The organism is Marinoscillum furvescens DSM 4134, assembly GCF_003386095.1.
In the GTDB taxonomy this organism is placed as follows: domain Bacteria; phylum Bacteroidota; class Bacteroidia; order Cytophagales; family Cyclobacteriaceae; genus Marinoscillum; species Marinoscillum furvescens.
In genome coordinates this window covers 239,318-253,140 of the sequence record NZ_QREG01000004.1, presented here as the reverse complement: position 1 = coordinate 253,140, position 13,823 = coordinate 239,318, and the positions used below count along the sequence as shown (strand labels likewise).

The following is a 13,823-nucleotide window of genomic DNA, read 5'->3' as shown; positions in this document are numbered from 1 at the left end:
ATTGAAAACCAGCTGCTCCATATACTGGCTTCTCATTTGTAATTGGATGGTAAGTCTTTACTGACGCGCCTGTTTAAGGCCATCTAGATACGGTGGCCAAAGTTATTTAAATCTTAAAAATGTTTGAGCATTTCGTTAAAATCAATTTCTATGGACTATTGGTCGTTTTGGAGGCTGCTCAAGAATATCCTAATTCTATGGAACACAATGCGCTATGATCGGTTTATATCAGTAAGCATAAATGAAAAACACCAAAACCGGTTACTTAGCAATATTTCAACCACATTAACTGAAGAAACCATGCCACAGGATTTTTTTAACATCGAAAAAGAACTAAACACACCGCTTGGCACTCACAAATACTTCTCACTGAGGGAGTTGTCCAAGAAACGACCTGAAGTAAAAAAACTCCCATATGCCGTTCGCATATTGCTGGAAAACGCCATCCGAAATTATGATGATTTTGCGGTCACTGAAGAGCATCTGGAAACACTGCTCAACTGGCATCAGACAGCCGGCGAAAAAGACATTCCCTACACACCAGCGCGTGTCCTCATGCAGGACTTTACTGGTGTGCCTGCCGTGGTAGACATTGCCTCCATTCGGTCTGAGGTAGCTCGTAAAGGTAAAGACACCGCAAAAACCAATCCCGTAGTGCCTGCGGATATGGTCATCGATCACTCCGTTATGGTTGAGTTTTTTGGCACCCAATCCTCCTATCGTAAAAATGTAGATCTGGAATACGAACGCAATGAAGAGCGCTACAAACTCCTAAAATGGGGTCAGCAAGCATTTTCAAACTTTGGCGTAGTACCTCCAGGCATGGGAATTTGCCATCAGGTAAACCTTGAGTATTTGGCCAAAGGTGTAATAGAGCGAGATGGCTACCTGTTTCCTGATACGCTGGTGGGTACCGACTCACATACACCCATGGTCAACGGAATTGGCGTGCTTGGCTGGGGCGTAGGCGGTATAGAAGCGGAAGCCGCTATGCTGGGTCAACCTATCTATATGATTTTGCCACAGGTCATTGGCTTGAAGCTCACCGGCAAAATGCGCGAAGGAGCCACCTCTACGGATTTGGTTTTGACGGTAACCAGGCTCCTTAGGGATTACGGAGTAGTAGGGAAAATGGTAGAAATATTTGGCCCGGGGTTGGAGCACCTTACAGTACCAGATAGAGGTACGATCAGCAATATGTCACCAGAGTTTGGCTGTACGGATACGCACTGGCCTATCGATGATCAGACTTTGGCCTACATGCTCAAGACCAACAGACCTAAGGAGCACGTAGACATGGTAGAAGCTTATGCTAAGGAAAACTTGTTTTGGAGAAATCCAGAAGATGAGATCGCCTACACTGATGTCATAGAGCTCGACTTGTCTACTGTGGAGCCTACCATCTCCGGACCAAAGCGCCCACAAGACAAAATCTTGCTGCGAGATGCTAAGGAGCAGGTGATATCTCTATTAAAAGAATCTCACAGCCGCACCTACATCCCCATACAAGACCGTACAGGTAGCTGGGCATACGAAGGTGGCCAGCCCGCTGAGGAAGTAAAGGTGGAAACCGGTATCAAGAGCATTCCGATGAAACGTGGCGACCTGCAGTACAACCTTTCTGATGGTGCCGTGGTGATTGCTGCCATCACGTCATGCACCAACACCTCCAACCCCAGTGTGATGATAGGCGCTGGACTTGTAGCCAAAAAGGCTATAGAACGTGGACTCAATGTAAAACCATGGGTGAAAACCTCGCTGGCACCTGGCTCACGTGTGGTGACCGACTACCTCACCAAGTCACAACTACTGCCCTATTTGGAGGCATTGAAATTTCATACTGTGGGCTATGGATGTACCACATGTATCGGTAACTCCGGAGACATGATGCCCGAGGTTCAAAAAGCCGTAATTGAGAATGATTTGGTGGTTTGCTCTGCATTGTCTGGAAACAGAAATTTCGAAGCTCGAATCCACCCAAACATCAAAATGAATTTCCTTGCCTCTCCTATGCTGGTAGTAGCCTATGCTATTGCTGGTCGCATGGATTTTGACATGAATAATGAGCCATTAGGTATGGATTCGAATGGTGAAAATGTCTACCTCAAAGACATCTGGCCTTCTCAAGCGGAAATCAATGAAATTATGGATGTGGTGGTAACTCCAGAAGACTACAAACGCACCTACGAGACCATTTTTGATGGAGATGAAGCCTGGCAGACCCTCGAAGCGCCAAAAGGAAATATTTATGAATGGGACGAAAACAGCACATATATCCAAGAGGCACCATTCTTTAAAAACATCTCTGAAGAAGTACCCGAGCCTGAAGATATCAAAGGAGCAAAAGTATTGCTCCAGCTTGGCGACATGGTGACTACAGACCACATTTCGCCTGCAGGCAAGTTTTTACCTGAGCACCCTGCCGGACAGTACCTGACCGAGCATGGTGTAGCACAAAAGGATTTTAATTCTTATGGTTCGCGACGCGGAAATCATGAGGTGATGATGCGTGGAACCTTTGCCAACGTGCGGATCAAAAACAAACTGGCCAGCAAAGAAGGCGGATGGACCCTCTATCATCCTACCGGTGAGGAAATGACTGTATTTGATGCGGCCATGAAGTACCAGCAAGACAACACCCCTCTTGTGGTGATAGGTGGTAAAGAATATGGTTCGGGTTCGTCCAGAGACTGGGCAGCTAAGGGCACCACATTGCTCGGCGTAAAGGCGGTAATTACCGAAAGTTACGAGCGTATCCACCGGTCCAATCTGGTAGGAATGGGTGTATTGCCCTTGCAGTTTATGGAAGGTGAAAGTCAGGACACTTTAGGCCTGGAAGGGAATGAAACCTTTGATATCACAGGGCTAGGTGATCTAACTCCTGGCAAAGAAGTAGATGTAACAGCTACTAAGCCCGGTGGAGATCAGATCGAATTCAAGGCAAAAGTGAGACTCGACTCTGGTGTGGATGTGGAGTACTACAAGCATGGAGGCATCCTTCACTACGTACTGAGAAACTTCCTGAAAGACTGAATTAACTAACGATAAGACCTAAAAAAACCCGATGGGATTCCATCGGGTTTTTTTGTGTGAGTATTGCTTAAAATATTACTTTATCTATTTCTGACTTGAATAATCAGTTGTCAATAAGTAGTCGCATTACCGTCTTTATTCATTAAATAACGAATCGTTATCTCACCTGCTGTAGGACTAGATATCGTCTGCAGTAAGTGAAGCTTCTCATAAGTTTGGTACACTATCTGGTAGTCAAATACTGAACCATCGTCAGAGGTCAACGTAAGGCTAGTTTCAGTCGCAACCCAGTTTCCAACAAAGATTAACTCATTGTTATCAACAAGAATAAAACTACCATCACGCTCCAACGTAAGTCTTTCGAAAGTAGATCCACTGTACCCATTAGGGTCAGCCTGTCCGTTGACATAAACTTCCTCTACTTCCCAATCTCCATATGACATATTAGTTGGAGAGGGATCTGCTACTTCTGCACAGGAGATGGCAAATACTGCCATCCCTGCTATGATTAGATAATTTAATATGCTTTTCATGATTGTTATTGTTTAACGATTCTGATGTTTTCAATATTGTTTCCCTGACTCACGGTCATGTTATAAATACCCGCGCCAAGCTCAGAAATATCAATAGACTGAACAAACTGGTCTGAGTTTTTCTCAAAATTCCCTGAAAGAACCATTTGACCTGAAAGGGTGAAAATTTGAACATTCACAGTTCCTAACTCATCACCAGGTATATCCAGATTCACAACTTTAGTTGATGGATTTGGATAGGTGTTGGCCACTATTTGGTTGCCTGCTAGTGATGCACCCTTACGTCCTTCAGAAGAAATATCGATCGCATTAGAAGTAACAACGCATCCTTCGTAATACTCAACTTCTACTTGATATGTAGCAGCATCCAATACTACGATAGATCGATCACCTCTCTTATTGACCAATTCCACATCATTTCTGTACCAACGAATTTCACCGGTATTGGAACCCGAAATAACTGCAGTCAGCTCAATTCCCTCTAGTTCAAGAACAACCGCATTTGGCTCGACATTCCAAGAAACATCATAGTAGTAGCTACATGTAGAACTACCATCAGCATATGTGATTTCTATATCGAAATCAAACTCCTCTTTCGCATCTGCTACGTTAATAAACACAGACCCAGAAGCACCAATCACAGCACTACCTATAGGCTGAGCAGACACTTCATCTACAAGTTGGTAACTAAATTCAGGTTGGGTATTAAAAAGCTCAATAACAACCCCGCCATCACATGATGCCTCATAGTTATAACTCAAAGAGGTTGCATTCGGATTGTCAATATCCTCAATAAGTATCACATTTGACTCCTCACTGTAACAGCCATCGTCATAGGCTATCGCGAATACCGAATATTCACCCTCTCGAGTCACATGCAAAGTATTGGAAGTTACAGGCTCTCCTAAATCGGCACCATTTCTTCTCCACTGATAGAAAGCAGCGCCAGCATCAGCTGTAAGCGTAACATCTACTTCATCTTCGCAAAAAGTCGTAGAATTAGATGCACTAATTGTAACTGCATCGGGCTGATCATAAAACATAACTACAACTGAGTTTGTGGTAGAAACACAAGCATTTGTGTTAGCACCACCGTATATCTGAGATACCTCAGCATAGTAAGTTCCACTTTGAGTGATCTTGAGTCTATCAGTGCTAGAACCAATTGTCCCAATCTCAGAACCATCTAAATACCATGTATAATAGCCAGAAGCTCCATCTACATCAAGGTAGTTACTATTAGAAGAACAAAGCTCTATAATCTCTCCATCCTTCAAATTAGAAACCTGAGTACTTGTACTGATATCCCAGTCAAGCGCTGGTTCCTGATCCTGATAAACAGTCACCACCTTAGCATTTGACGAAGAGCTCACGCAACCACCCGTATTAGTGAAAGGTACATTAGCTACTTGAACCGTATAGTTACCAGACTCTTCTACAGTTACAGTCTGACTATTCACCCCTAGGTAATCACCTGTAGTGCCATTATACCATCTGTAGTTCGTGTACGTACCGACTGTATTTGCTGTAAGTGTCACGCTTCCTCCTTCACAGAAAGAAAGTGGCCCGTCAGCAGAAATGGTAGGCTTTTCGTCTACACCTTCAGTAATATCTATTGTGAAAGTTACTGAGGTAGAAACACACGTAGATACTAACTCATCATTTGTTAGTTCCACATAATATTGACCAGATTCCTTCAAATCAAAATAGTAACTACTGGTCGTAGCGTATTCAACTCCATCCTTATAAATCACATAAACTCCACCTGCTGTACTTCCATTTTGAGTACCAGTTTCATTGACATTGTAAAAATAAATTCTTTCCGAATCACAAGAATTTATAGTTTCACTGCCAACTAAAAATACTCCTAAAGTATTCGACTGAATGCTAAAACCAGGATTGTTATAAACCTCGATATCCACATATTCAGAGTAGACAGAGCAGCTAGCTTCAAACGGTACATTGGAAACTTGCACTCTGTAAGAACCATCAGAATCCACAGTGATTGATTGAGTAACCTCTCCATTGCTCCATTTGTAATACTTATATCCGTCTGGAGCAGTCAGCGTAGCTTCCCCGTCTCCTTCGCAGAAAGATTCATTTCCAGTTACCGTGATTTCCGGAACATCAGGAAGATCATTCGCTACAATCTTGAAAGATGATGTCAGATAAGAACAATCTCCATCAGACACTCTTGCAAAGTAGGTACCCGCAACTAAATCTTCCGTATCACCCAGGTAGGTACCCGAAGCGGTCACAGGAGTATTCAAATTATCACGGAACCACTCTACATTGCTGCTATTAGCACTGAGGTAGCTATTCTGATCATCAAGTCGTCTGAGTCTTAGGCCAAACAAATAATCTGTAGTAGACATATCGCAAACTATAATAGAATCTCCAGTCTCAACATATCCCACAGTACCATACCCATTATGTAGATCATACTGCTGCAGTGGCTCTACATCATATTCTTCAGTAGAAATGAGCGTATTACAAGTAGTGCCCTCTGAAGACATAGATGTAATTCTCAATTGCAATGTGAGCTCTGATGAGATTTCACCCAAATTGATTTCAGTCTCATCTTCCTCAGAATCATAAGTAAGACTACCCAATACAGAGCCATCTGACTTATTCAAGATTTCATACATGAAATAATCCTGAGTATCATCCAACTCCACGATTAGGTCTCCACCTTCGCAAACTCTGTATGACGGAACAGAAAGCTCTGCATCCTGATCAATTGGAGCTACTACTTCTACTTGCTGCTCTGACTGACTACCCCACATTCCAAATGCATAATCTGAATTAGTGTTATCGTAAGCGTACAATTCGAACTTAAAGGTCTCATTGTAGTCACCTTCATCCAACACATCACTAGGTAACTGAACCGTGATCTCACCAGTACCTTCGGTAATGTTGAGATTCGTCTGAATCCAGTTGCTCGCCACATCAGATCTGTAGTACACATCAACTTCTGCGTCTGCCCCAAATCGGCCTCTGATCTCGTAGTTAAGTACGATATCATCCCCATTACAAGCCTCTTCAGATTCAATTGACGAAATGAGTAATGCCTGACTTGAAATAGTAGGCCGAACTTCTATGTAATCAAAAGGAAGCGACTCTGCGTAAGAAAATCTAAGATCCTCCAACTCTAAATAGCCTTTAGACTCCTCTTGTCTCCATCTGAAACGAACATCATTAGTCCTCATTTCATCTGTCAGTTCATAGCTAAACCAATCATCAGTAGACTCCTCTGGTTCATCTGCATCTGGGTAAGTTTCCAACGCAGTGTATGTAGCTCCTCCATCGATCGAATATTCGAAAATGATGTACTGATCATCAGTCAAGTCCTCTGGAGTCTGATTGAAATCCACATCGAACTCAAACAAAAGAGCATTTTCAAGCTCTCCCGCTTCGAAATCACGAGTGGTGATTACTCTCCTTCCAGTACTAGTAGAAAATGACACATCATCGTTCAAATCAACACTTCCATTAATGAAGTTATCAGAGTCATTTTCAAGATCTGACAAACTTTCGTCCTCCAATTCTTCGCCCACTTCACCTAGAGGACCGCTTTGAGAAAGCTCTACTCTAAAGTCGGAGCTAGAACGGATAAATGGAGGAAGATCCACTGTTATAGTATCCAATCCTTGCTGTGCAGCTATTAACCAATCTTTGCCGCTGTATTCCACTATGAGGTTGGCGTACAATGTATCAAGATCTGCTGCAGATTCATCATTTTCAACATCAATTGCAAATTGCACAGTACTACCTGCATAAAGGGTTGCAAGCTCATTGCCTGTGTAAACTGTACGAACGGTTCTCATGAACACAGATAGCTCACCTACAGTCTCATCTTCGTAGATGAAATACGGTTCATCGTCAATCATGACGTATGCCCAAACATTGATATCATAGGTTCCACTTTCAACATACACAGGAATTTCTGCAGTATACTCGCCAACAGCATCCACTTCACCTAAGAGAAGATCTGAACTGGTCTCAGGATCAGTAACTCCACTAACAGAGAATATGAATTGAGTACCTGCAGGGAACGAATCAAACTCAATAAGTTCATCCTCTATACCCCAGTAAAAATCAAACTCTTCTCCATTAAATACAGCATCATTTAGATCTGACTGTCTCCAATCGTAATTGCTCAATGCTGGTTTTTCAATATCTACGGAAACACTTGCACCTGTTTTGGCATATAAGTCCGTATCTACAGAATTATCACTCTCATTGATGATGTCAATATCCTGAATTACCCATTGGTTTTGATTAGCCCCCAGATTTAATGACTGGCTCCATCTAAACTGAGTGGTGCTTGTCAAATACTCTGAAGGAATGCCAACCTGATAATTGCCACTGGTATACAACAATCCATCGTCATAGATTTGCTCCTCTCCTTCAGCAAGTTCATATACAGGAAGTACCGTATATGTAGCTCCACCGTCAGTAGTCACCTCAAACCTTGGAATGGTGTTTTTATTATCTGAAATATCAAAGGAACCATATCCGTAGACTTTGTTAAAACCAAAGCCAACATATGCTGTATCCACTCCAGTAAAGTCAATTACGCGAGTGAGTATTTCTCTGTTACCGGAAAGCTCCATATCGAAATTGACGTAACTACTAGATTGTCCATCGCCTTCGATCAACTCAAAGTCTTCTTCAGTATCCAGATCAATGTGTTCTCCAAGCTCAATGGTGCCTGAATTTCCTGGAACAAAAGGAATCACCTCAATGGTATGTCCTGTTCCATCTTCATCCAACTCCATGATAGGCAAAGTACCTGTAATACTTGCACTACCATGGGTAGCACTAGTACCAAGTACTTCATACTCCGAATTTTGCTTGACCACCAGGGCAAATTCCACATTTGAAGGCCAATACAGTGCATTGTAATTAACCGTGATATCCTGCCCTATTACATGTCGATTCTCAATATCCTGAACATTCAACTGCGGCGTAACAAGCTTAAAATTCTCAGTATCTCCAGTTGCAGAAAGTACGCTCGGGGTATGAACTTGCAAATAATACAGTTTAGATACGTTGTAATTAGCTGGCTGATCTTCCGCATACCGCAATCTCCACTTAAATTCATTGGACCAATATTCGCTTGGGACTTCTTCCAAAAGAATTGTATACCAACCTGAAGACGTAATACTCTGCGTTGAGTATTCTTCAAAAGTGGCTCCATTGTCGGTACTAAAATCAATGATTACATCATAGTCTTCATCATACGATAGTGTAGATTGTAGACGAATGTAAAGTCGACCACCCAGTGAAAAATCGTATGCATTAGATACAATATTTCTAGCTCCTGAACCCGTGAACGCCTGCACATAGCTACCATAATCACCAAGTCCCTCAGAGCTTACAATGTATTCATCGAGTTTTTCAGTAGAACTAAAAGTATTGTTTAAGAGTTCTTGCCCGTAAATGCCTCCATTATCGAAGACAGTACCCGAACCTATGGTAAGCTGCAATGAAGGGCTAGCTCCATAATTGATCTCTGTTGGGAGGGTCGCAGTAATGGACCCATCAAAGGTCTCTGTAGCTCCAATCTGGACATATTCAGATTCATCATTATCATATACACTTAGAATGAGTTCTGCCCCCGTGCCGGGAGTTCCTGCTATCGTATACTCCGCGGTAATGCTAGAACCAATGATACCATGGTCCTCTCCCAGTACACTCACAGGGTTTTCGTATGACACATTCGTAATGCTCAAATCCAGATCATAAACCGGAAGTGAAACGTTGGTATAAGATTCTCCATTAATTTCAAGGAAAATATTGTAATCTCCTGCTTCTATTGGAGGCACCTTAAAGGTCACTGATCCAGCTGTTACATCTGCAATGCTGGCTAAGATCAAATCATAATTATTTGGCCTATCCATCATCAATGCAGCCTCTACTCCTGTCGGAAACGCTCCTTCATCAATAGAATAAGTGAAAGTGAGCTCAGTCATCGGGTAAGGCAAATTACTTGTCGAAATAGACAAAGGATTGGATGTAATCGAAGGTCTTGGCACGGAAAACCCTACGCTTCCATAATCAATAAAATCTATTGAGTTGTCATCACTGGAAACTTCAAAAGCAGTTAATATCCAGGCATCTAAGTTCACTCCATTGTTTGAAAGTTGTCTAAAACGAAGTGTGGTATTGGCACTCACCAAACCTCCATAATTCGCCTCTTCTAATTCATACGATTGGGTAGACCCATAAACTGGCAGCTCATTCAGCATGATCGTGTCAATAGGCATGTAATCACCTCCGGTAGAGTATTCGAAAACTACACCTGTGGCATCGAGACTTAACGCATCGTTTTTTCTGGCCATGGTAAAATAGATTGCATCACTAGAAAATGAGGTGAAATCCATTTCCGGAAAAGTAACACTACGATCTCCACTTTCATCAAACTGCAAATAGCCTCCAGTTTCCATTCCACCTGCCAGCGTGATTTCCATCATGTCATCGTCATCACTAAAATTAGGTTTGTATCCGCCTGATTTAAACAAGGCAGCATCAGCTGACTCATAAGCATATACCCTCAACTCATCGGTGTTTCCATACTCAACATCTAATGGAATAGTAGCAGAAATACTAAGTGCTGAACCTGTTGTTGTAATTACTTGGCTTGACAAATTGGTGAATACATCTGGCCCATCAAACAAAGCAGCGCCATAATTATAGTCGTCCAGGTTTGCAGGACCATTCACAGTTGCATAAACTGTAATATCATCTCCAGGATAAAGCATTGTAACATTGTCCCCTCCTGCATTTTCCACACTATCTATGGTGATAGATGGATTCATTACTGTGTAGGTATAAACCGAATCTGCTACTACAGAATAAGATTCTCCCACAGAAAATGAAATATTCGAAACAGCCCAATAACGCTCATTTAGATCGAGTGTATCAGCACCTGTTTGTTCTATTTTAAATTTGGTAGATGCAGTTTTTGCTGCATCCGGTAAACCAAAATATTTCCATCCATTAGAAAAAGAAATAGTATCAGAACCGGAGGATGACTCTAATGAGGTATAGGAACTACCATCAGTTGAATAATAAACCTTTACTACTCTGGAAGAATCAATATCTAATCCATCATATTCATTGAACCACAACTGAAGAGTTACAGTATCTGATTTATCCAGATCAATAGAGTTTGTAGTTAATGAACGAGCTCCAGCTCGGTTGAAAGTACCAGACCCACTGGATCCGATTTGTACCGTCTCATTATTGGCTACATCAATAGTCTCCAGTAAGTCAGAATAGTTATCCCCTGTAATTGCTAGGAAATTCAGGTTATAAGTTCCTGAAGTAGACCATTCAAAATTAAAGGTAACATCAGCGTCCTGGGTAGTCGAGCTTCCAAGCACATTATCTTCACTTTGAGAGTCATTTACGTCAAAATTTCCACTGGCTGCATTGTAAAGTAAAAACTTTGTACCTGCATCAAAACCTGTGGCATTGAAAGTGTAGAGTGTGTCTTCACCTACATATTTGGTGGTCAAGGTATTAGGATATATTTCCTTTGTTAACGATTGCCCACTTGCTGTAAACGCGAAAAAGCCCGCCATCATGGCCAGCATCATCGCTCTAATGTTTAGCATTAGTGATTTCATGTAAATATTTTTCATTGTTAGCGGAATTAAATTAGAGTAGCTTGAATCCAATTCGAATAGCATTCATGGTATTAAGCTTAGCATAGCTGTCTTTTACGCTATCCTGAAACTTCTCACCATCTACCATCACTTCTACCATATTGTCCTGGTAGAGCTTGAATCCAATTTCGGTACCGATGTAAAATCTGGAACCTAAATGATACTCAGCACCAAAGCCGAGATTTACACCATACCGTAGAAAGCCTCTGTCAGAAAAGTTATAATTCGCAGAAGTAGGCACCTCGCTGGCACCATCTACAGAAGAGCCCGTAGAAGACTCTAAACTAACATTACGCTGACCAAAAATCAGATCTAGCGCTGCATAAGAGCGAAATGCTCCATCAATACGCAAATGGTACTCCAAACCCGGCATCACCTCGTATTGACCGTAAGTCAACACCTCGTCCGGTGTGCTCTGCGTATTGTTCAAATCCATGGTAACCCCTAATCTGGGCACCAATACGTCAGTCACCGCATAGCGAGCTCGAAATGCCCCGAAATGCAGTAGCTGGTCTCCCCATCCATCTCCATTGAATGGACTAGCTGTGATCTCAATGAGTAAGTCTCCTCCATCCAGCGAACCACCGCTACCCAGGTCATCATCCTGAGCATACAGCGTACCAACTGATAGGAAAACTCCCACCAAAACCATGGTAAGTTGTTTCATAGTAATCATAATTTGGTTAGTAAAATTTTAAGCGGTTACATTAACCTTACATCAAACCTATGAAAAATCTAAACCGAAGCCTATACCCAATTTTGGGTATTCACAAAATAAAATATGCAGTTCACAAAAACTGAAGGATTATTTTATCAAATCTTAAAATTGAATTCACATACGATCACATAATTATGAATATATTAAAAAAATTTTTTTACCCAATGTTAGCAATTAAAACCCCGACCATCTTTTAAGAAAAAACCTTCCTGAATGCGTGTTGTTGTTCACAACAGTTAGCTTACAATGCACTTTGTAAATCATACCAAAAGGCTAACTTTGACATACACTCACAAAAATTCTAAACCATGAAAAACCACACGTTCAAACTTATTATTCCCCTGAGTTTAATTCTATGCATAGCTGCATGCAACTCACCAAAAAGTGGAAATAATGAAAATGCCGAAGAAAAAATCGATGAAGCAGCACAAGCTTTAGGTGAGAAAAAATATACTGTTTACAAAGCACCTCCATCTCCTGAGTATGCAGATGCTTCCTTAAAACTAACCGCACCCCAAACCCTACTTGACACTGGAGATACCCAGTTTGAATTTGAGGTGGCCAATTATGAACTGGGTGCACAAACCGCGGATGCAGCAGAACGAGGCATTGCGAACTCCGGCAAAGGACAGCACATTCATTTTATCCTTAACAATGACCCCTACAGCGCACACTATGAGCCTACTTTCACCAAAAACCTTCCTGTAGGGAATCATGTGGTGCTAGCCTTCTTGTCAAGGTCCTACCACGAATCTGTGAAAAACGGCAAGTCTCATGTGGTACAGCAGTTTACGGTAGGAAGTCCAGAAAACCCACTTGAGTTTGACCCAAATGGACAGCACCTGTTTTATAGCCGCCCAAAAGGAACCTATAAAGGTGCAGATACTGAAAAGCTCATGTTGGACTTCTTTTTGGTAAACACATCCATCAGTCCTGATGGCAATAAAGTAAAGGCTACTATCAACGGTGAAACACATTTGATTACTGAATGGGCGCCTTACTATATAGAGGGACTAGACAAAGGAGTAGTCACCATTGAATTGGAATTAGTCGACGCTGACGGGAATTTTATTCCTGGTCCGTTCAACAGAGTTACCAGAAAAGTCACCCTGGAATAATTCCTTCCGACAGCTTTCAACGAAAAAAATCCCGATTTACGTCGGGATTTTTTATTTTAACGAAAGATTAACTGTCGCCTAAAATTCATGTCTGCCTCATCTAAAACCCCAACATGGCCTCTCCTATCGGACAATGGCTATGCACTGGAAGAACGCCCTAACCAGCTGGTACTGCGTAAAAGCGTACAATCCGGCAAAACTTTCTCCATCATTCTGATAGTCATTGGCATTCTCATCCTTACGTTTGGAATGTACTTCGGTCTTCACTACGCCACAGTAATTTCAGGGCTGTTCTTCATAGGAGTTCCCTTTATCTATGAACGCTGGAAATACCCCTCCAAAATCACAATTGATCAAAATGAAGATAAAATTGAGCTAAACGGAGGTCTCACCTTTCATAAATCTCTCCGGTTTAACGACATCAGCAGCTTGCAAGTAGATGAAGCAGTGGTAACAAGTGATGTCAGCCCTTTCAAGGATGGCTATCAAGATTTCATCTACACCTTTAATCTTTTGGTAGGAAAGGAAAAACAAAAGTTTTTGAGCATAATCTCCCGCTCTAAGGAAGAAGAATCCATCAAATCAATGGTGGAATTTCTAAGCCAAAAGCTCCGACTCCAAAACTAAAATGCCAGTCAAAGCAAAAAAGCGCCGCTTAGAATAAACACCACAACCTTGCATTGCCTACTACTCGTCATTATATGGTAGTGATAATACGTGTATAAAGCAACCCTTCAAGTCACGC

At 41.9% G+C, this 13,823-nt stretch carries 6 protein-coding genes; 3 read left to right on the top strand and 3 right to left on the bottom strand.

Features of this window, described 5'->3' with window-relative positions; all coding sequences use genetic code 11:
- Positions 1 to 300 precede the first annotated feature (300 nt).
- Entirely contained in the window at positions 301 to 3,033 is a 2,733-nt protein-coding gene (gene acnA, locus C7460_RS06580; protein WP_115867387.1) for an aconitate hydratase AcnA, read from the top strand.
- Positions 3,034 to 3,143: 110 nt separating this feature from the next.
- On the opposite strand, the gene C7460_RS06575 is transcribed toward acnA, so the two are convergent.
- The 3 genes from C7460_RS06575 to C7460_RS06565 are packed head-to-tail and all read right to left on the bottom strand — an operon-like array spanning position 3,144 to position 11,909.
- A complete protein-coding gene (locus C7460_RS06575) occupies positions 3,144 to 3,566 on the bottom strand; it encodes a hypothetical protein (RefSeq protein ID WP_115867292.1) in 423 nt (140 codons plus the stop codon).
- Positions 3,567 to 3,571: 5 nt separating this feature from the next.
- Positions 3,572 to 11,218 carry a T9SS type A sorting domain-containing protein gene (locus C7460_RS06570; RefSeq protein WP_170147913.1) on the bottom strand — a complete coding sequence of 2,549 codons (7,647 nt, stop codon included), beginning with the start codon at positions 11,216 to 11,218 and terminating at the stop codon, positions 3,572 to 3,574.
- A gap of 16 nt (positions 11,219 to 11,234) precedes the next feature.
- Positions 11,235 to 11,909: an outer membrane beta-barrel protein gene (locus tag C7460_RS06565; protein ID WP_115867290.1), complete on the bottom strand. Its 675-nt coding sequence runs from the start codon at positions 11,907 to 11,909 to the stop codon at positions 11,235 to 11,237.
- 359 nt (positions 11,910 to 12,268) lie between these two features.
- Here C7460_RS06565 and C7460_RS06560 point away from each other — a divergent pair, with 359 nt between their 5' ends.
- The gene (locus C7460_RS06560) at positions 12,269 to 13,078 is read left to right on the top strand and encodes an outer membrane protein assembly factor BamD (RefSeq protein WP_115867289.1); all 810 of its coding nucleotides are present in this window, start codon (positions 12,269 to 12,271) and stop codon (positions 13,076 to 13,078) included.
- Between the two features lie 87 nt (positions 13,079 to 13,165).
- The gene (locus tag C7460_RS06555) at positions 13,166 to 13,705 is read left to right on the top strand and encodes a hypothetical protein (protein WP_115867288.1); all 540 of its coding nucleotides are present in this window, start codon (positions 13,166 to 13,168) and stop codon (positions 13,703 to 13,705) included.
- Positions 13,706 to 13,823 lie beyond the last annotated feature (118 nt).

Bases quoted from the DNA above. Each gene is read 5' to 3' on its own strand.
- acnA (WP_115867387.1), top strand. From the start codon at position 301: ATGCCACAGGATTTTTTTAACATCGAAAAAGAACTAAACACACCGCTT.
- C7460_RS06560 (WP_115867289.1), top strand. From the start codon at position 12,269: ATGAAAAACCACACGTTCAAACTTATTATTCCCCTGAGTTTAATTCTA.
- C7460_RS06570 (WP_170147913.1), bottom strand. From the start codon at position 11,218: ATGAAAAATATTTACATGAAATCACTAATGCTAAACATTAGAGCGATG.
- C7460_RS06575 (WP_115867292.1), bottom strand. From the start codon at position 3,566: ATGAAAAGCATATTAAATTATCTAATCATAGCAGGGATGGCAGTATTT.
- C7460_RS06555 (WP_115867288.1), top strand. From the start codon at position 13,166: ATGTCTGCCTCATCTAAAACCCCAACATGGCCTCTCCTATCGGACAAT.
- C7460_RS06565 (WP_115867290.1), bottom strand. From the start codon at position 11,909: ATGAAACAACTTACCATGGTTTTGGTGGGAGTTTTCCTATCAGTTGGT.